The sequence below is a fragment of the Algoriphagus algorifonticola genome, from assembly GCF_007655305.1.
Lineage (GTDB): Bacteria > Bacteroidota > Bacteroidia > Cytophagales > Cyclobacteriaceae > Algoriphagus > Algoriphagus algorifonticola.
Map to the genome: position 1 here is coordinate 16,739 of NZ_VLOG01000021.1, position 20,771 is coordinate 37,509.

Consider the following 20,771-nt stretch of genomic DNA (forward strand, 5'->3'; position numbering starts at 1 on the left):
TCTAGGGGTTAGGACGCATCCCTTTCACGGATGAAACACGGGTTCGATTCCCGTACGGACTACCAAAGTAACTCGTTTACTGAGTTTAAAAGCATTTTTGTTTTATGGTTGTTAGTGGTTAAAGTGAACAAAATCCCGACTTCTGGTCGGGATTTTTGTTTTACAGCATTTTTGATCAACGGAAAATACTCCCTTAATCATTTTGATTATTTTGCATTTGTCAAACCTATTATTTGTCAATATGCATCAATCCCAAAACCTATTTTCCAATTTGACAGCTTTGCTTCTAATTGGAACTGTCACCTTATCCTCCTGTAAAAAAGAAGAGCCGGTTGATTTAAGGATCAAAACTTTTACCCTAGAGCAACTCAGTCCTCAAGCTGAAGCGGCAAGAGCTCAAATTAATCCTGTTCTCAAAGATGGTCTCAAGCTCTCTATTTGGGGAGTTGATTCCTTGGTATATGACCCAATTTCAATTCATATCAATGATCAGGGGGAATTATTTTATTCCAGAACAAACCGACAGAAAAATTCTGAATTTGATATTAGAGGTCATCAGGATTGGGAAATCAGATCCATTGCCTTGCAGAATATTGAAGACAAAAGAGCATTTCTAAGAGCTGAATTATCTCCAGAAAGAAGTGAGTTCAACACTTGGTTAGAAGATTTGAATGGTGACGGTTCCCATGATTGGAGAGACATGACTGTGGAAAAGGAGCATATCTATAAATTAAAAGATACTGATGGAGATGGGCTTGCAGATTTTTCACAATTGATCTTAGAGGATTTCAACGATGAGGTGACTGATGTAGCCGGAGCTGTGATGATGGGCGAAGATGCGCTCTATGTTGGTGTGGGACCTGATATGTGGAGATTGGTTGACAAAAATGGAGATGGTATCATGGACGATAAAACCTCCATTTCACATGGCTATGGGATTCATATTGGATTTGGAGCTCATGGGATGTCAGGATTGGAAATGGGGCCTGATGGCCGTGTTTACTGGGGAATTGGAGACATTGGTTTTAATGGAAAAGGACCAGATGGCCAGGAATGGAAATATCCGAATAGAGGAGTGATAGCTAGGGCTAATCCAGATGGCTCTGATTTTGAAATTTTTGCCATGGGTGTCAGAAATACCCATGAATTTGTTTTCGATGCGCATAATAATTTGATTTCCGTTGACAACGATGGAGATCATCCTGGAGAAAAAGAAAGATTGGTCTACCTAACTAATGGCTCCGATACTGGCTGGAGAATCAACTGGCAATTCGGAAAGTACCGGGATCCTGATAACAATGGCTATAAGGTGTGGATGGACGAGCGCTATTTTGTACCACGTTGGGAATCTCAGGCGGCCTTTATTACTCCACCTATTGCCAATTATGTATCCGGGCCAACAGGTATGGTTTTCAACCCAGGTTCTGGTTTAGGCCCCAAATGGAAGGATCATTTCTTTGTAGTTGAATTTGTAGGAAATGCTGCCAATTCTGGTATTCATGCGTTCACTTTGGAACCTAAGGGAGCGAGTTTTGAACTGAAGTCAACGGAAAGAATTTTGTCTGGAGTATTACCTACTGGGATGGATTTTGGTCCTGAAGGAGCATTGTATTTTGCTGATTGGGTTGATGGCTGGGGCACCAAAAACTACGGAAGAATCTGGAAATTGGAGGATGAAGAGGCTATTAACTGGGAGCTACAAAAAGATACTGAAAAGGAGCTTAAGGCCGATTTCAAGAAGTTAAAGGAATCTGAATTACAAAGCAGACTGTTTCACCAAGATTTGAGAGTTCGAAGAAAGTCTCAATTCGAATTAGCCAAAAGAGGAGAGAAGGGTGCAAAGGTTTTTAAGACAGTTTTGAAAGATCAATCGAACCAATATGCCAGAATCCACGCGATAGTAGGCTTGAGTCAATTAGCAAGAATGGAGTCAATGGACTATGCGAATGCGATTGTTCCATTTTTAAAAGACAAAGATCCTGAAATCAAAGCCCAATCAGCTAAATGGTTAGGAGATATTCGCTATAAAAAAGCAAGCAAGGAATTAATTGCCAACCTAAAGGATTCTAATGCAAGAGCTCAGTTTTTTGCGGCAGAGGCATTGGGAAGAGCCGCCGAAAAAAGTGCTACTGAACCATTAATTCATCTTTTGGAACAAAATAATGATGAAGATGCCTACCTCAGACATGCTGCAAGTTTGGCATTAGCCAGAATAGGTGAAGAAGCTAAAATCACTGCCTTATCCAATCATCCCTCGGCAGCTGTTAGAATGGGAGCTGTTTTGGCTTTAAGAAGATTGGAAAGTCCCGGTTTGGTTAATTTCCTACAAGACTCGGAGGAGTTAATCGTAACTGAAGCTGCGAGGGCGATTCACGATGATTTTTCAGTAACGGAAGCTATGCCAGCTTTAGCAGCACTTTTGAATCAAACTCCATTTACGAACGAGCCATTGGTTAGAAGAATTATCAGTGCAAATCAGCGAATTGGCGGAGAAGAACAATTAAATCATGTACTGGCTTATATTTCCAGGAGCAATGTGCCAGAACCCCTCAAATTGGAGGCTATAGCTGCAATTGGAACTTGGGTTAAACCATCTCTTGTAGATAGAGTGGATGGAAGATTCCGTGGAGAGGTTAAAAGAGAAGGTTCTTTATTTCGTGAAAAAAGTAAGGATGTATTGATCGCTGGCTTATCAAGTTCTCAGATGGAAGTTAGGAAGGAAGCTGCCAAAGCCATTGGTAAGTTAGGAATTCAAGAGGCATCGGAAGCCCTCTTAGCCAAATTAAAAACTGACCCTTCTGAATCGGTGAAAATAGAGGCACTCACAGCCTTAGAAAGAATGAAGGCTACTGAATTAGCTCAGGCTATTACTTTGGCCATGAAAGACAGTAATCAAGGGGTCAGAGTTGCAGGCTTGGGCTTACTTTCCCAAACGTCAATTCCAGCTGAGCAAAAGGTTAGCCTCTTGATGGATATTATTGATAAAAGAACAAGTCCGGAAAAGCAAAGGGCTTTATTAACTCTAGGAAGCATGGAAAACAGCGCTTCGTTTAAGGAATGGAATTCCATTTTGGCTTCCTTCTCTAAAGGTGATTTACCAAGTAGCACTTGGATTGAATTAGAAGAAGCTATCGATGCAACTTTATCCAATGAATTGAAATCTCAGTTTACCAAAATGCTGGAGCAAAAGACCGGAGGAGAGTCATGGAAACTCTTTGCTGGAGCATTGGCAGAAGGAAATGTACGGGCCGGGAGATCTATTTTCTTTCAAAACCAGACTGCGCAATGTATCCGTTGCCATGCGTATGATGACATGGGTGGAAACGCTGGACCTAAGTTAAATGGAGTGGCCAATAAATTAAGTCGAGAGGAATTATTGATTGCGCTCGTAGAGCCTAATAAAAGAATAGCGCCTGGTTTTGGTTTTATTACATTGGAATTAAAAAATGGGGAAAGCATAACTGGCACTTATTTGGGAGAGAGTCAAGCTGGAGTAACTATTAAAGTTGGATCCAACCCTGAAAAAACCTATTCGGAAGCAGAGATTCAAAGCAAAAAATTAGCACCGTCAAGTATGCCAAATCAAGGAGAACTTCTCAGCAAGAGAGAAATCAGGGATTTGGTGAGTTTCTTGAGTACTTTGAATAGGGAAGAAGAGTAGGGGTGGAATTCTAAAAGCTAAAGTCTGAAAGCTGAAAAGAAAGTCTGAAAGCTAAAGTCAGAAAGCTGAAGTATAAAGTGTGAAAGCTGAAGTATGAAAGCTGAAATAAAAAGGCTGAAAATGAAAGTCTCAAAGATGAAGTCAGAAGGCTGAAAGTTGGTAAAAAATTAAGGGTAAAGCGAAGATTTGAACTGCTCGTTTGACTTAACTAAAATCTAAAGGAGGAAAGTTATTGGAGGTGAAAGGAGTCGGGGAATAAGAAAATCTAGCTTTCTACTCCTGTGTGTTTTGCTTCAGTTTGAATTATAGATAAATCTAGAAAAATAAGAAAAGCCACTCTTTTGAAGTGGCTTTTCGATTTTAGGTTGGTGGTTGATTGTATTTTCTTTGCTTAGTTCAAGAATTCGTCGAAGGTAATACTGATGTAGTATAAAGCGCCGACTGTTGGGTTACCCCAGTTAGACTGATAGCTTTCATTCAGGATATTTGTTCCTCCGATTTTTAAGATAGACTTAAGGTTTTTCAGCTTGTAGTTGACTTGTGCATCCAAAGTTCCGAAAGCAGGCATAATACTCTGCTCAGTAACTCTTACTGCTGGTCCTACAAAAGAAGATTGCCACAAGTAGCTATCTTGATATCTATACACCAAATTGAATCCAAATGGTTTTCTAGAGTCTCTATAACCGAATGATACGTTATATCTATATTCCGGTGTATTGAATGCAATTTGCTCATTAGATAAATCACCAGCATCATTTAGCGTGTTGTAAGAAATGTTACCTCCCAAATTGAAGCTTCTGGCAATTTTATAATCAAGTCCTAAAGCCCATCCGAATGCATTGATGTTTTGATCAAGGTTGGTTGGCAAGGAATATACCTCTCTAGAAGCTGGGCCAGTTGGTTTTACAATAACTTGACCTGCAATAAAGTTGATATAGGTAGTAGAATAAATAGAAGCATCAAGAAGCAATCTTTGAGCGATTAAGCTTTTGTAACCAAACTCATAAACTTTTGCTCTCTCTGGCTTAAACTCTTTAAATGTGTAAGGCTGTGGATTACCTGCCAATACTGATTGAAGAGTGAATGTTGTTCCTACTAGACCATATTTCTCTCTGAATAATGGCAATCCACCAATCAATCGAGCTTGAGGAGTCAACAAATCAATGTATTGATCTTGAGTGGTAGGAATTCTAAAGCCTGTCTGATAAGACGCTCTGAAATTATGATTTCCTGCAGAGTAAACTCCGGATAATCTTGGAGACCACTGTCCTTTGAAGTTTTCATTTTTGTCATATCTGATGGAACCTGATAATTTCAGTTTGTCATCGATAAGGCTTTTTGCAGCTTGAACATAACCTCCAAATTCTCTGATATTAAATTCCTCACCGCTTTCGCTTAGAGCAAATAGAGTACCTTCAGAATTTAGATCATATACTCTGTAGTTACCACCCACTATAACTTCTGCAAAATCAATCTCATTTTTGAAATTGTACATCCCTTCATAGTGGTAAAGATTTGTCTTGTCTACAAATTTTGCACCTTGTGGAATAGGTCCTTGTTTCACTTGCTCTACAATTGAATTGAAAGCTGGAGTTCCTGGCTGAACATCAGCTCTTCCTAAACCAATAGGGCTTCCTACACTTGAGTCTGCGGTATTTCTAGCAGCTGTGTGAAGCGCTCCAACACTTGAGCCTACAGCTGCATTTGCTGCTGCCTGAGCTTGTTGAGGATTAGCACCCTGCTGTAATGCAGTCAAATATGCAGTTGCATATACTTGATACGATCCGCCTCCAAAAGTTTGGAAGTATTGAGGATACCAAGTAGTTGATGGCTTCCAAGCCTCATTAACCAAAGCAGCTAAAGTTCCGATAGCATATGCATCGCCAGATCTTTCCTGAGTTGTGTAGGCTCTTACAAAGAAGTTATCCGCTTTTAATTCAGCTTTGATTTGGTACAAAGCAAAGTTTTGTAGTGAATATCTGTCAGCACCGGTATAAACACTTGTCCCAGTTCCATAATTACCTTGCAAAATACCTTCGATTCTATCGTTGAATCTATAGTGTAAGGCAAGATTGCCTTTGAAACTTTTTGTTCCATAATCTGCCAAATCCCTTTCTCTATAACCAATTCTTGAAACATTGGTCATAGATGCAGAAGGAACCATTTGGTTAAACAATTGCTGAGGGCTTAATCCAGTAATTTGAGGAAGTGTAGCATTTCCAGCTGCTGGGATTCTATTAGTAGCAATAAAGCCTAAGAATGGGGAAGTTCCACCTTGACCAGTACCTGGCTGACCATTGGCAAACAAGCTGTTATATAAGTTTACGTTGGTTTCATCTCCGTAAGTATTTACACCATTGTAACCAATATTGGTTTCATGAGAACCAAGACCTAATCCATTTCCATTCAACAAACTCTGGTCTCTAAAATCATTTGCCTGCCAATCATCTGCTCTTAAATAACTTAGGTTGACTTTGTAAGCGAATTTATTTCCAACCGCTTTTGCATAACGAATACCAACATCATACATGCCTGTGGTGGGTTGAGCTTGACCACTTCTATCAACTCTACTGGATTCATTCATAATTCCAGTCTTTGCATAAGCACTTAGACCTTGATATTGGAACGGGCTCTTGCTATTCATCAATAACAATCCTGTTAAAGCATTCGGTCCATATAAAGCAGAAGCAGCTCCAGGGATTAGCTCAACACTTTCCAAGTCCAATTCTGAAATACCTACGATATTTCCTACGGAGAAATTCAAACCAGGAGCCTGATTATCCATTCCATCGATAAGCTGAACCATTCTTACGTTACCGTTAGAACCAAAGCCTCTCGTATTAACACTTCTGAATGTCAAACTTTGAGTCATCATGTCAACGCCTTTCAGGTTGTTGATGGCATCATAAAATGATGCTGAAGGAGTATCTCTGATTGCAATGATATCCATCTTCTCTACAGAAACCGGAGACTTCATTACACTTTCTTCTACTCTAGAAGCAGAAATTACTACTTCCTGACCCATAACTGTAGATTCAGAAAGTTTTACATTGATTGTGGACATACCTCCTGTAACTTCAATTTCTTGAGAGGTATAGCCAACCATGGAGAATATTAAGGTAAAAGGTGGATCCTGGTTGACATTCAGGGAAAATTTTCCTGATAGATCAGTGATGGTTCCGATTACCTTTCCTTTAACTAGGATGTTTACACCTACCAAAGTTTCATTAGTATCTGCATCAGTTACAGTACCCGAAATTGTGGTTTGTGCAAACACTGTCCCTAGGCCTAGGGAAACTAATAAAGCCAAGGTTGCAAAGGCTCCGTAGATTTTGCGTGTAAAATTGCTCATAGGCTATTTTGGTGTTTAAGTGAATAGTATACGCAGAGATGGGTGAGTCTGCATATTTTGTCGAAAATTAAGGTAAAAACTGAATAAACAATGGTTTCAATTAAAAAATCATTTTCCCCCTTAAATGGAAAATATATACCTCCCATGGAAACTGATACTCTATTTATGAAAATCCTGAAAAATAAGATTCTTTAAATTATTAAAATTTAAGTCAAAGTATATAAATATTAAAAAATCCTAAAAAAAAATATAGGACATGTGGTAGTAAAAAAAATAGCCCGATCAAATCAGGCTATCATTTTTTTCAACTGCTTTTGGCATTTTCTTCATTCACATGCTTTACCAGTCTATCGCATAAATCTTTCATTTCTTCAGACATATATTCGTCTCCTGTACTGGTCAGAATGGTTTGGGCCATTCCTCCAATGATATCAATATAAAATCGCTTCATCTCAGCTACGGACATTTCCTCCGTCCAAAGATCAATTCGAAGTGTGCTGTGATTCAAATTATCCCAAACATTCAAACTGATACTCTTGGTGGACTCTGCACCTTCTCCTTCTTTATCAGAAGCATCCCAGATTATATCTTTTGGAATGTTAGAATCGTCTAAATTGATTTGAAATTTAATATCTGACTTTTTCATTTTTTAATATTTTGAAGGAAACCACAGCTATCGAACTCAGGTTCCCAGAACTTCATATTTTTAGAAAACCATTTCAGGTATTTCGCCTTCCACAATCAATTTACCTTCGGTTTTTCCTTGAATTTCTTCTACACTCACGCCAGGTGCTCTTTCTTTAAGAACAAAGCCTCCCTTTGGACTAACTTCTAATACAGCTAAATCTGTGACAATTTTTTTCACGCACTTGATACCTGTGATTGGAAGAGAACACTCTTTCAATAATTTAGAAGCGCCATCTCTGGAGCAGTGCTGCATTGCTACAATAATGTTTTCAGCAGAAGCAACCAAATCCATTGCGCCCCCCATTCCTTTAACCATTTTTCCAGGAATTTTCCAATTGGCGATATCTCCGTTTTCTGAAACTTCCATAGCTCCCAATATTGTCAAATGCACATGACCACCTCTTATCATCGCAAAAGATTCTGCAGAATTGAAAAGTACAGATCCTTTTACCATAGTAATGGTTTGCTTACCGGCGTTAATTAAATCTGGGTCAATTTTATCTTCAGTAGGGAAGGGGCCTATTCCTAAAAGACCATTTTCGGATTGCAGCACAACTTCCAATTCATCAGGGATATAATTTGCCACTAGGGTTGGAATGCCTATACCTAAATTGATATACTGTCCGTTTTTTACCTCTTTGGCTATTCTTTGGGCTATTTGTTCTTTGCTTAGCATGATTTCAATGGGTTTATATCAAGATTTGGCCTGAGATACTGTGCGTTGCTCTATTCTTTTCTCATAGTTCTTTCCTTCAAAAATCCGCTGCACATAAATCCCTGGTGTATGGATTTCGTTTGGATTCAATTCACCTGCCGGAACCAATTCTTCTACCTCTGCAATACAGATTTTTCCTGCCGCTGCCATCATAGGGTTGAAATTTCTGGCTGTCCCTTTGAAAATCAAATTACCGGAAGTATCTCCTTTCCAAGCTTTTACCAAAGAAAAATCAGCCCGAAGCCATCTCTCCATTAAATATAATTTCCCATCAAATTCTCTGATTTCTTTTCCTTCGGCTACCTCTGTTCCAACTCCTGCCGGAGTAAAAAAGGCGGGAATGCCAGCTCCACCAGCACGAACTCTTTCTGCTAGGGTACCTTGAGGAATCAAATCTACTTCCAGCTCTCCACTCAATAATTGTCGCTCAAACTCTGCATTTTCACCCACATAACTGGAAATCATCTTCTTGACCATTTTCTTCTTCAAAAGAAGTCCTATACCAAAGTCATCCACTCCGGCATTATTAGAAACTATCGTCAAATCCTTGATGTCTCTTTCTAATAAGGCTGAAATGCAATTTTCAGGTATTCCACTTAATCCAAAGCCTCCCATCATCAGGAAAGCTCCGCTCGGAATATCAGCTACAGCCTCTTTAGCGTCTTTTACGGTTTTATTGATCATTATATTGGGTTTATAGTATTGATTTTGCCCGCTGCTGATCTTTGAGCAGCTGCTCTTTTAATGCCTCTAAGTTCTCAAATTTTTGCTCCTCTCTCAAATAAGCCTTTAGATAGATGGTCAGCTGTTTATCATACAGGTCTCCCTGAAAATCAAAAAGGTGAGCCTCAACCGTTTTTTTGTTTCCATCCACTGTTGGTCTATTACCGATGTTCAGCATAGATTTATAAATACTACCGTTGACAGAAGTCTCTACTGCATAAACGCCATCTTTTGGAATGAGTTTATAATCATTAGGGATATGAATATTGGCGGTGGGGAATCCGATGGATCTACCAATTTGCTGTCCTTTGATCACCAAACCATTTAATTCATAGGGTCGGCCCAAATAGGAATTGGAGGTTTCTATGTCTCCTGACTCTAGTGCCTTTCTTATTTTGGTGCTGGAAACTCCAATTTCATCCACATCTTGCCTGGAGATCTCTTCCAGCTCGAAGCCAAATTCAGCACTGTTTTGTTTCAAATACTCAAAAGAGCCCTCTCTATTTTTACCAAATCTGTGATCATAGCCAATTACCAGTTTTCTGGTTTGAATTTTTTCTACCAGTACTTGATCAATAAATTCCCTGGAACTCAGCTGGGAAAACTCTTTGGTAAAAGGTATAGTCACCAAATGGTCTATACCAAATTGTCTTAGAAGTTTAGCCTTTTCTTCAAAAGTACTCAGTAGTCTCAGCTTGTGCTCCTGAGGATAAAGTACTAATCTAGGATGCGGCCAAAAAGTAATCAGCACTGTTTCCCCATTGATAGAACGGGCAATTTCCCGTATTCTTTGTAATATTTTCTGATGCCCTAAATGCACCCCGTCAAAAGTACCACTGGTCACAACCGGATTAGTAACCGGCAAAAATTCATTTAGACCTTCATAAATTTTCATTCGCTTTTCGGGCTTTGATTTCTTCTATTAAAGGTAAAAGCTCTTTAGCTTCTGAAAGTTTGAAATCACCAATGCGGGTTCTGCAAAGTGAACTCATATAAGCACCTACTTTCAGAATCTCGCCAAGATCTCTGGCTAAACTTCGGATATAGGTTCCTTTTGAGCAAGAAATTCTAAACTTAACTTCCCGATCCTGATAGCTTAAAATTTCAAATTCCCGAACTTCCACGGGTCTAGGTTCCATTTTAACCTCCAAACCTTTTCGGGCCGATTCATACACCCGTTTTCCATCAACTTTGATAGCTGAATGCATAGGAGGGACTTGGAGTATATTACCTGTCAACTCAGCTGCGGCTCTTTTTACGTCTTCCAATTTTATTTCAGAAGCATCAGCCACAAATTCTATAGGCTTTTCCAGATCAAAGGATTCTGTGGTTTCCCCTAATACAAAGGTGCCTTCGTATTCTTTTTCCTGCCCCATAAAGCTTTCTATTTGCTTGGTCATTTTACCAGCACAAACAATCAATAAGCCTGTGGCTAGGGGGTCTAATGTTCCGGCATGTCCCACTTTCTTGATTTTCAGTGCATTTCGCACTTTTTTCACCACATCAAAGGAGGTCCATTCGAGCGGCTTATTGATTAAGAAAACTTCGCCGTAGGGTACTTCTTGCATAAGTTATACTGAATATAAATTCAGCTGTTTTTCTCGGTTTTGGCCAAAATGGCATAAAATTGAAAAATAAAACCAGCTAAGGTAATGATTGGCCCAATGGTTAACCCCAAAACTCCATTTCCATGAGGTTCGGGATCCAAACCGATTAAAATAAAACCCAAAGCGATCATCCCGATCCCAATGAACATCAGTTTGTAATTCTTTTTCGAAAAAGGAAAAGATGCTTTGCTCATATCAATATAATTCGTCTAAAGTCATATTTAAATACTTATTAACTGCCCGCAAGGTACTTAATACAGAAAGAATTCCGCCTACTACTATCAATATTCCAAATAGGATCAACATCAATTCTTGATTTTGTAGCAAAGCAAAACCCTCAATGGCTGATTTAGCATAGGTGATTAAGCCAAATAGGATCAAGGATGCAAAAGCACCTGCAAGCATTCCAAATATCCATGATCTTAGCAGGAAAGGTTTTCTAATAAACCCTCTAGTAGCTCCAACCAACTGCATAGATCGAATCAAAAATCGCTGTGAGAAAAGTGCCAACCTGATCGTATTATTAATCAACATAATTACGGTGATCACCAAAATCAGGATAAAGGCTCCCATCACGATACTAACTTTCAAGAGGTTTTTATTGATAGAATCCACCAAGTCAGTCATATAGGAAACTTCGAAGACACCTGAAACGCCCTCTAACTCTTTGCTGATTTCATTGATTTGTTCGGTGGTCTGAAACTCTTCAGCTATGGAAAGCACAAAACTATCTCTCAATGGATTATCCTCGAGAAATTTGGTAAAATCTTCACCGGTACTTTCAATAAAAGCTGCTGCCGCCTCTTCATCAGAAATAAACCTCAAACCAAGAGTATCTGCCTTTCTCAAAATAAAAGGCCTGCTGGACAGATTTTTTCGAATAGCTGAAATTTCATCATCATTCAGATTTTTATCCAAAAAGACCTGAATCTCCACATTTTCGCGGATCATGCTGGAAAGAGATTTGGCCTGGATCAGGATCACGCCAAATAAACCAACTATAAATAAGGAAAGGGTAGTGCTAAAAAGTACACTTCCAAATTTAAAATGCCCTAAGGTTTTTTTCTTTCTTGGATAATTTCCCATGGAGTTTTTATAATTCACATCAAAGCTAACCATCCCCAAGGATTTTGCCAATTTGTTTTAGGAAAGCAATGGAATCACTTTTTCTGATGTAATACCATAAACTTTAGCCTCTTTTCCCGGCTTGATCAAAGCCAATCCTGTGAAACTTCCAAAAGCAGGCAAAATCAACTGATTGTTTTCCAAATAAAAGCAGGACAATCTGAGGGATTGCCTACCCATTCCTCGGAGCCTAATCCCGGGATGAATATGCCCACAAAGATTCAAATATCCTTCGGAAAAATCCTCTAAAGGTTCATGACTTAAAATTAAATTTTCTAAAAACACAGGTTGCTTGTGAATGGCTATGGGACAATTTTTATAAAAAGAGGGAGGAAGAATATCATGATTCCCCTGTACCAAATGAAAGTTGATCGCCGGATAGGTTTCCAAAAAGTCCATTAATATGTCCCATTGGCCATTCCAGTCGCTGTGAAATAAATCACCCAAAAAATAGACTGAAATAGGGGAAAACTCATCAAATAGAAGACTGAGAGTTTCTAAATCAACCTTGTGTATAGGCTCAGGGATAGGAATACCTGACTTTCTGAAATGAGCGGCTTTTCCAAAATGGACATCAGAAATAAAAAAAGTTCTTGTATTTTGATGGTATACAACCTTTTCTTTCATCAAAAATAATGTCGTACCATTATGATCTAATCTTACCTGTCTCAAATCCTTTTCTCCTATTTTCAATTAACAGTTCAAATCTAAATCGATTAAAATTTTAAAAACAGAGTTTTTATGAAATCACGACAATTAGCTTCCTTATTATTCACTTTTTTTCTAATTGCTGCCTTTTCTTCATTCGGACAAAGTAGAGATGAAATCCTGGGCACTTGGTATAATACTGAGAAAACAGCCCAAGTAGATATCATGGAAAAAGATGGTGCATTTTTAGGAAAAATATCCTGGCTAAAAGAGCCTATTAAAAATGGTGAGCCTGCAAAGGATGTGGAAAATGATGATAAAAAACTCCAGCAAAGGCCTTTGATGGGCTTAACTATCTTGGAAGGTTTATTCTACAAAGACGGAATTTGGAAGGGAGGAAAGATTTATGATCCAAAATCAGGGAATACCTATTCTTGCGAAATCAGACTGAAATCAAAGGATGTTTTAGAGGTAAAAGGATACATGGGCTTTTCCTGGATTGGAAGAACCGTGGAGTGGACCAGAGTAAATAAATAATTCAAATAGAAATACGGTAGGAATAAAAGAAATACGCCTTCAGTGAAATCATTAAAAGACACCTAAAAGATATTTTTTAAGATATGCCTTCGGCAAGATACGGATCAATTCCCCCTTTGGAAGTGTAAACTTAGTTTAGGAAAACTTCCTTTAGCAAAGGGGGCAGGGGGATTTTTGAGAAATACAATAGAAATAAAAGAAATACGCCTTCGGCTTGAAAAAGAGTAATTGTGTAATTGGTTAATTGAGTAATTGAAGCTCAAAGCTTTTGGATATTATTGATGGGATTATTAGTTCAATTGTTCATGGTTCAATGTTCACTTTCCTCAGTTTTGGCCACTATAACAGAAGCCTGAAGGGCTTAAACCCCTCAATAGCCTCAGGTGCAACCCGAGGTAAAGAAGATAAATTATCCTCCAGCGCTGGCGCAAAATCTCCAATAAAAAACGATACCAACGTGCCAGCAAGATATCCGAAAAACATTGTGGGAATACCCAATCCCGAAGGGATTTTAGCTCGGTAGCAAAATGAGCACAAACCCATCTCCATGCCGTAGGTATGGAACTTTAGAGAAATACAGTAGAAATAAAAGAAATACGCCTTCGGCGAAATAATTAAAAGACACCTAAAAGATAATTTTTAAGATTTGCCTTCGGCAAGATATAAATGGAAATACAGTGGAAATAAATAGAAATATGCCTGTGGCGAAATATTGGAAAAGTAACAAAAAGATAATTTCAAGATAGAATCAAGAAATGCCTTCGGCAGATATACCTTGATTCGGATCCGCAGTAAAAGCTCCAAAGGAGCGGACAATTAAATAGCCGTGGGTTTTAACCCACGGATCATGGTACACCGATCCACCCCCAGCGCTGGCGCACAATCTCCGTTTGGAAACGAAATCATTGTGCCAGTAAGACATTCGAGAAACACAATGGAAATAGATTAAAATACGCCTTCGGCGAAATAATTAAAAGATACCTAAAAGATAATTTTTAAGATATGCCTTCGGCAACATAAACCTCTATTCGGACCCCTAGAAATACCTCCCTAGGAGGATCAAATACAATAGCCCCGCCACGGCCGGAAGGGTTTTAACCCCTGAACCTAAATGAAGGCCCTTTCCCAGCGCTGGCCTATAATCTCCGTCTGGCAACGAAATCAAAGAGTAGAGTCGAGGATCCCTCGACTCCACTTTCAAATGGCGTAATTAATGACCTGCTAAGCGGAGTCGAAGCCCCACCAAGCTATATTCCTGAAAATTATCCTTTGGACTAGCTATCGATGACAGATTCTGATTCCTTTCAGGCTGAGCGAAATCGAAGCCTAATTTTTCTCCAAATAGAAAGACTGAAGCAAATAACTCAATTGATCAAACTCAATCAAAAAAGCATCATGGCCGGCTGTTGATTGAATTTCCTTATAGGTCCCGCGTTTAACATGTTTGGAGATAAACTGGGATTCTTCCGGTAAAAACAGTAAATCACTATTTACTCCAACAGTCAAAACCCTTGCTTCGATTTGTTGCAAAGCGGATTCCAAACCTCCTCTGCCTCTCCCCAAGTCTTGGCTATCCATACTCTTGGAAAGAACCCAATAGGACAAAGCGTTAAATCTTTTGGCTAGTTTTTGACCTTGATAGCGGAGGTAAGAAGAGGCTTTAAAGTGATCCAGTCTGTGATCATTATCCAATTGCTTTTTCTGCAAATCAGAGGGATGCCTATAACTCAGCATTGCAATCGCACGAGCCGTTTCCAGCCCTTTGAGACCTGCAAATTCACTTTTTTCTCCCCAGGTGCAATCTGATTCTATAGCCATTCTTTGAGTTTCATTAAATCCGATCACCCAAGGAGAAGATTTGGCTGTAGAAGCCAAGACTACTAAGTTTTCAAGCTTATTCCCTAAAGAATAAGCCCATTCCAAAGCTACCTGTCCTCCCAAGGAACCACCGATTAAGGTGTGAATTTTTTCAAGCTTGAGATGACTTCTAAGCCTTTCAAGAGAATTAGCCAAATCTCTTGGAGTAATGTGAGGAAACTCATAATAATAAGGCTCCCTAGTCCCAGGGTTAATACTCAAGGGATTGGTTGAACCGTAATTTGAACCCAATAAGTTGGCGCAGATTATGAAATGGTCTGAAGGATCAAAGAATTTATCTTCCCCGATAAGCCCACTCCACCAATCAGTCACATTGGAGTCTCCTGTTAATGCATGAACCACCCAGACTACATTAGATTTGTCTGAATTCAAATTGCCGTAGGTTGTGTAAGCAAGCTCAAACTCCGAAAGATATTCCCCTGACTCTAAAGCCAGGGGTTTGGTAGACTGAAATAATTCCAAAGACATGGTAATCGATGCGTATTGACTAGTAAGGTTCATTTTTTAATTAAATCGAATCAAAGGCTTGTTGAAGGTCCGACTTGATATCTTCGATGTGCTCTATTCCCAATGAGATTCTCAACAGGGTAGGAGTAACTCCCGCAGCTTTTTGTTCCTCCTCAGAAAGTTGCTGATGCGTAGTGGCTGAAGGTTGGATTATTAAGGTCTTTGCATCACCTACATTCGCTAGGTGAGAGATCAATTTCAGAGAATTGATTACAGCAGATGTCTGCTCTTTATTTCCTTTAATTTCAAAGCTCAAAACACCTCCATAGCCATTTTTCAGATATTTCTTTGCTAGCTGATGATAGGGAGAAGATTCAAGACCGGGGTAATTTACTTTCTGAACTTTTGGGTGAGATTCAAGCCATTTTGCCAATGCTAGAGCATTATCTACAGTTCTTTGTACTCTCAGGGAAAGTGTCTCCAAACCTTGTAATAACAAGAATGAATTAAATGGGCTTAATGCCGGTCCGAAATCCCGGAGGCCTTCTACTCTTGCCCTAATGGCAAATGCTATATTGGGAAGTCCCAGTGGATTATTTTCTCCAAATACTTCCCAGAAATTCAATCCATGATAACCTTCTGATGGCTCGGAGAATTGAGGAAACTTGCCATTCCCCCAGTTATAGTTGCCAGCATCCACAATGATTCCTCCAATGGAGGTTCCATGCCCACCAATCCATTTGGTAGCAGAGGAAGTAACCACATTGGCGCCGTGAGCAATTGGATTAAATAAATAACCTCCAGCTCCGAAAGTATTATCTACTATTAGAGGGATATCATGTTTTTTGGCAACTGCCGCGATTGCATCAAAATCAGGAATATTAAATTCAGGATTACCAATTGTTTCCAAGTAAATTGCCTTGGTCTTTTGATCTATTAGTTTTTCAAAAGCCTCAGGGTTATCTCCTTTTGCAAATCTTGCTTCTATCCCAATTCTTTTGAAAGCAACTTTAAATTGATTGTAAGTTCCACCATATAAGAAAGAAGTCGAAACGAAGTTTTCACCTGCCTGCAGAATATTATTCAATGCAAGAAATTGTGCTGCCTGGCCTGATGCAGAAGCTACAGCTGCAACACCACCTTCCAGAGCTGCCAATCTTTTTTCAAAAACATCGGTGGTAGGATTCATAATCCTGGTGTAGATGTTTCCAAATTCTTTCAACCCAAATAGATTGGCTCCATGCTCTGCGGAATTGAAAGTGTATGAAGTAGTTTGATAAATAGGGACGGCCCTTGCATTCGTTGAAGGGTCAGGTTCTTGTCCAGCATGAAGCTGAAGGGTCTCAAATCTGTAAGTAGACATAAGTAATAGGGTTTAAAGGGTTTTAAATAAAAACTGTAATCCAGGATTAGGCAAAGCAGAATCCTTAAAGCATAAATGCTCTGAAAGAAAAAAGGGAAGTAACCTGAAATAGGGGGGAATATCCTTTAATCATATTGCAGAGAATTTATAGTTCCAATTGAGACCTTCTCAATCGGCAGGAATTGGCACCTTTCCGACGTTACGGAAGGTTGCCAGAGGGTCATAGAGCCTGTCTCTTACCTCTTCTTTATAAATCCTAGCACCTTAAAAAGTGAAAGGATGATGCAAATAAAAATGAAGAATCTCAGAATTCAAAGAGATTCCTCAATTCGAATCAAATTAATGTAAGTGTTTCAATTGATCTTGATTGTAACGGAAAATAGGATTAATGTTTTCAAAATCAGGTTTAATATTGATTAACTCCTTCACCAATCCATCCTTTAACCCATAGGCCCAACCATGAATCTCAGGTGCCTTCCTTTCCATCCATGCTCTTTGTACGATGGAGGTTTTAATCAAATCTTGGCATTGTTCGATTACATTGTATTCAACCAACTTATTTACTTTTTCACTATGGTCCTCAATGGAATCAAGTTCTTCTTGATTATTGAAATAGACTTCCTTTATATTTCTCAACCACTTATTGATCAATCCAAGGTGAAAATTTGAAATTGCCGCTTCCACACCTCCGCATCCATAATGTCCGCATACAATGATGTGTTCCACCTGAAGGACCTCAACGGCATATTGAAGAACTGAAAGCAAATTTAGATCAGTGTGCACTACCATATTGGCAATATTTCTATGCACGAAAATTTCTCCAGGGTCTGTTCCCGTGATTTCATTGGCAGGAACTCGGCTGTCAGAGCATCCAATCCATAGGAACTTGGGCCTTTGCTGAGTAGCATTTCTTGAAAAGTATTCATGATCCAACTCTGTCTTTTCTTCGGACCAAGCTTTATTTTGTAATAAGAGTTTCTCGTACTGGTTCATGATTCTTTCAATTTATAATTAAATCCTTCAATGGTAATGGTGATATTTTTATCAGTAGAAGTCTCAATGAAATCATTTAAAACCTCCTGTATATCATGATCTATAAATCTGGCCCTTGTAGCATTTAAGACGACATCACTTCCATTTGGAATTTCAGCCAAATGCCTCATCAAAGGGGCTTTATTCAGAAATGAAACGTCCTTTTGCAGCTTAACCAAATACATTCCATCCAATTCAGTCACTGAAACTGACTTTTGATAATTGGTTCGAATAACGAAAAAGATTCCAAATATCATCCCAATCCCGATGCCTATTAGCAAATCGGTAAAGAGGATGGCACTGATGGTGACCATAAATGGAATAAACTGATTCATGCCTTTTTCATACTCGTGAACAAAGACTGATGGCTTTGCCAGTTTATATCCAACAAAGAAAAGTACAGCAGCCAAACAGCTTAAGGGTATCAAATTAAGTAATTCGGCGATACCAATGACTAATACTAGCAAAAGTATCCCATGGCAAATGGCAGAAAGCTTTGTTTTAGCCCCTGAGGTAATATTGGCAGTAGTACGTACAATCACAGCTGTCACAGGAAGACCACCTATTAATCCTGAAAGGGTATTACCTGCACCTTGTGCAACAAGCTCTCGGGAAGAAGGGGAAAGCCTTTTTTGTGGGTCCATTTTATCACCTGCCTCCAAGCTTAAAAGAGTTTCTATACTAGCGATCACAGCTACTGTTACTGCTATAAGCCAGAAATCAAGTGAGCCTATCATTCCAAAATCAGGAAAGGTGACCAAACTACTCAAATCTGAAAGTTGATCTACATCCGGTATAGATACTAAGTGCTCTTCATCTAATTTCCATGATGGCCTAATTATTCCATATAACTGATTGATTAAAATCCCTGCTATTACAGCCCACAAGGCTCCAGGTACTAAACCGAAAATTTTATGGTTTTTGATCTTAGGCTTCTCAAAAAAGATAATTAGTCCCAAAGCAACTAGAACAATTGGAATCGCTCCGGGACTGAAATATTGTATGGCATACCAGATTTCTGAAAATGTATTTTGCTCATCCATTTGACGAAAAGCAAGATCTCCCATTAAATCTTTGTCCCAGCCTAATGCATGTGGAATTTGCTTTAGGATCAAAATTAAGCCAATAGCGGTTAGCATTCCTTTGATTACTGAGTGGGGAAAATAATATCCTAAAACTCCAGCCTTTAAAAATCCCAAAATCAGCTGGATTACCCCTGCCATTACTACTGCTGCAAGAAAAAGTTCGAAGGTACCCAATGATGAAATTGCATCTAAAACGATCACGGTTAAACCTGCAGCAGGACCACTGACACTTACATGAGATCCAGACAATGAACCTACCACAATACCTCCAATAATTCCGGCAATCAAACCAGACATAGGGGGGGCTCCACTGGCTACAGCTATACCTAAACATAAGGGTAATGCAACCAGAAAGACGACCAAACTGGCTTTTATATCAGCGGAAAGGGTGGAACCAAAATAATTGGTTTTCATGGTGATGGGTTTGTCTAAAGTTTATAAATTTTCTTTATAACAAAAATAAATTTTACTAAAAAAAGAAAAACCCTAACAAATATTCTGTCACACTACGACAAAAGTTTCTTGTATGCTTCGTCTATTTTTTCAAAGTTAAATTGTGCTACTGCTTTTTCATTTTTCTCTTGAATCTCGGTCAGATTCAAATTCCCGATACTCCCTTCATGAACATGATTTAGTGAGTTTTGATCAGGGCTAAAATCTCCTTTTTCTATATCCAAGCCTACTTTTTTATAAGCATCTCTGAAAGGCATTCCTTTCAACACTAAATCATTGACTACCTCTACAGAAAACAAATGCTTATAGAATTCATCTTTCAAAATTCCTGATTGAACTTTAATGGACTTCAGCATGAAGGTAGTCATTTCCAGACAGGATTGAAGTGAAGCTATTGCAGGAAAAATCTCCTCTTTTAATAGCTGTAAATCCCGATGATAACCGGTGGTAGAGTTGGTCAGTAGGAGGGAAACAGTATTGGGAACGGCCTGAATTTGATTGGTTTTAGCGCGAATGAGTTCAAAAACATCCGGGTTCTTTTTATGGGGCATGATACTGGATCCTGTTGTCAAATCATCCGGAAAGGAAATAAAACCAAAATGCTGATTCATAAAAATACACACATCATCAGCCATGCGGTTTAAAGTTCCTGCCATACCTGCCATAGCAAAGGCTAAGGTTCTTTCAGTTTTTCCGCGACTGTTTTGAGCATTGATCACATTGTGATGAAGGTCCGCAAATCCCAATAGCTCTGAAGTCATAGTTCGGTCTAAGGGAAAACTCGAACCATAACCTGCTGCAGAGCCTAAAGGGTTTTTATTGCACAGATCAAATGCTGCTTTCATCAAACTCAAGTCCTCACTGATACCTTCAGCAAATGAACTAAACCATAAACCAAAGCTGGAAGGCATAGCCAGTTGCGTATGAGTGTAGCCAGGCATTAAATCGGATTGATGCTTTTTAGAAAGGGAAAGTAAAAGCTCAGATAATTCAGCGCTCGCCTCGACCAAATCCCGGATAGCAGCCCTATAGTATAGTTTCAAATCCACCAAAACCTGATCGTTTCGGCTTCTCCCTGAATGTAGCTTTTTTCCTACATCACCATAGCGCTCAGTCAATAAAAATTCTACCTGAGAATGAACATCTTCAACTCCGGCTTCAATTTTGAATTTACCTTTCTCGATCTCAAAATATATTTCTTTAAGTCCCTGCTGAAGCGTGGTATTTTCTTCCTCAGTCAAAAGTCCAATTTTCTGGAGCATAGCAGCGTGTGCCATAGATCCCAAAACATCAAAAGGAGCGAGGATACTATCAAATTCAGGATCTCTTCCAATGGTAAAGGATTCTACTTCTTTTTTGCTTCCAGTGGCTTTTTGCCAAATTTTCATGTGCTTATGGTTTGATGTATTTGTCAATCAATTTTAAATAAATTTCCAATTATGCCCATACGATTAAGGA

At 39.0% G+C, this 20,771-nt stretch carries 16 protein-coding genes, 1 tRNA gene and 1 riboswitch; of the genes, 3 read left to right on the plus strand and 14 right to left on the minus strand.

The annotated features are described in order from the left end of the window. Both FL972_RS05015 and FL972_RS05020 read left to right on the plus strand, forming a co-directional pair. A tRNA-Glu gene (locus FL972_RS05015) sits at positions 1–65 on the plus strand. A 176-nt stretch (positions 66–241) separates the two neighbouring features. Next, positions 242–3,661, plus strand: a complete 3,420-nt coding sequence (locus tag FL972_RS05020) for a HEAT repeat domain-containing protein (protein ID WP_144603993.1) — start codon at positions 242–244, stop codon at positions 3,659–3,661. Between the two features lie 391 nt (positions 3,662–4,052). On the opposite strand, the gene FL972_RS05025 is transcribed toward FL972_RS05020, so the two are convergent. The 9 genes from FL972_RS05025 to pdeM form a co-directional block, all read right to left on the minus strand. Beyond that, complete coding sequence (locus FL972_RS05025) at positions 4,053–7,013, minus strand: TonB-dependent receptor (protein WP_144603994.1); 2,961 nt, start codon at positions 7,011–7,013, stop codon at positions 4,053–4,055. 304 nt (positions 7,014–7,317) lie between these two features. Then, positions 7,318–7,659 (minus strand): gliding motility protein GldC, encoded by a 342-nt coding sequence (gldC, locus tag FL972_RS05030; protein WP_144603995.1) that lies wholly within the window; start codon positions 7,657–7,659, stop codon positions 7,318–7,320. 60 nt (positions 7,660–7,719) lie between these two features. After that, entirely contained in the window at positions 7,720–8,376 is a 657-nt protein-coding gene (locus tag FL972_RS05035) for a 3-oxoacid CoA-transferase subunit B (RefSeq protein ID WP_144603996.1), read from the minus strand. 18 nt (positions 8,377–8,394) lie between these two features. Next, positions 8,395–9,099, minus strand: a complete 705-nt coding sequence (locus FL972_RS05040; RefSeq protein ID WP_144603997.1) for a CoA transferase subunit A — start codon at positions 9,097–9,099, stop codon at positions 8,395–8,397. 10 nt (positions 9,100–9,109) lie between these two features. Beyond that, a complete protein-coding gene (locus tag FL972_RS05045) occupies positions 9,110–10,033 on the minus strand; it encodes a bifunctional riboflavin kinase/FAD synthetase (RefSeq protein WP_144603998.1) in 924 nt (307 codons plus the stop codon). Next, a complete protein-coding gene (gene truB / locus FL972_RS05050; protein ID WP_144603999.1) occupies positions 10,020–10,706 on the minus strand; it encodes a tRNA pseudouridine(55) synthase TruB in 687 nt (228 codons plus the stop codon). Before truB ends, FL972_RS05045 begins: the two co-directional genes overlap by 14 nt. Positions 10,707–10,726: 20 nt before the next feature. Next, a complete protein-coding gene (locus FL972_RS05055) occupies positions 10,727–10,939 on the minus strand; it encodes a DUF3098 domain-containing protein (RefSeq protein ID WP_144604000.1) in 213 nt (70 codons plus the stop codon). A gap of 1 nt (position 10,940) precedes the next feature. Further along, positions 10,941–11,831: a cell division protein FtsX gene (locus FL972_RS05060; RefSeq protein WP_144604049.1), complete on the minus strand. Its 891-nt coding sequence runs from the start codon at positions 11,829–11,831 to the stop codon at positions 10,941–10,943. Positions 11,832–11,888: 57 nt separating this feature from the next. Continuing rightward, complete coding sequence (gene pdeM, locus FL972_RS05065) at positions 11,889–12,563, minus strand: ligase-associated DNA damage response endonuclease PdeM (protein ID WP_250161286.1); 675 nt, start codon at positions 12,561–12,563, stop codon at positions 11,889–11,891. 48 nt (positions 12,564–12,611) lie between these two features. Between pdeM and FL972_RS05070 the strand changes: the two genes are divergently transcribed. After that, the gene (locus tag FL972_RS05070; RefSeq protein ID WP_144604001.1) at positions 12,612–13,055 is read left to right on the plus strand and encodes a DUF2147 domain-containing protein; all 444 of its coding nucleotides are present in this window, start codon (positions 12,612–12,614) and stop codon (positions 13,053–13,055) included. Between the two features lie 1,326 nt (positions 13,056–14,381). Here the strand turns inward: FL972_RS05070 and FL972_RS05075 are convergent. The 5 genes from FL972_RS05075 to argH form a co-directional block, all read right to left on the minus strand. After that, positions 14,382–15,434: a homoserine O-acetyltransferase family protein gene (locus FL972_RS05075; RefSeq protein ID WP_144604002.1), complete on the minus strand. Its 1,053-nt coding sequence runs from the start codon at positions 15,432–15,434 to the stop codon at positions 14,382–14,384. Between the two features lie 7 nt (positions 15,435–15,441). Next, the gene (locus FL972_RS05080) at positions 15,442–16,743 is read right to left on the minus strand and encodes an O-acetylhomoserine aminocarboxypropyltransferase/cysteine synthase family protein (RefSeq protein ID WP_144604003.1); all 1,302 of its coding nucleotides are present in this window, start codon (positions 16,741–16,743) and stop codon (positions 15,442–15,444) included. Positions 16,744–16,885: 142 nt separating this feature from the next. Beyond that, positions 16,886–16,999, minus strand: a riboswitch (SAM riboswitch). An 83-nt stretch (positions 17,000–17,082) separates the two neighbouring features. Then, positions 17,083–17,736, minus strand: a complete 654-nt coding sequence (gene can, locus FL972_RS05085) for a carbonate dehydratase (protein WP_091650840.1) — start codon at positions 17,734–17,736, stop codon at positions 17,083–17,085. After that, on the minus strand, positions 17,733–19,274 hold the full coding sequence (locus tag FL972_RS05090) for a SulP family inorganic anion transporter (protein WP_144604004.1): 1,542 nt from the start codon (positions 19,272–19,274) through the stop codon (positions 17,733–17,735). Before FL972_RS05090 ends, can begins: the two co-directional genes overlap by 4 nt. A gap of 92 nt (positions 19,275–19,366) precedes the next feature. Beyond that, entirely contained in the window at positions 19,367–20,701 is a 1,335-nt protein-coding gene (gene argH, locus FL972_RS05095) for an argininosuccinate lyase (RefSeq protein WP_144604005.1), read from the minus strand. Between the last annotated feature and the right edge of the window lie 70 nt (positions 20,702–20,771).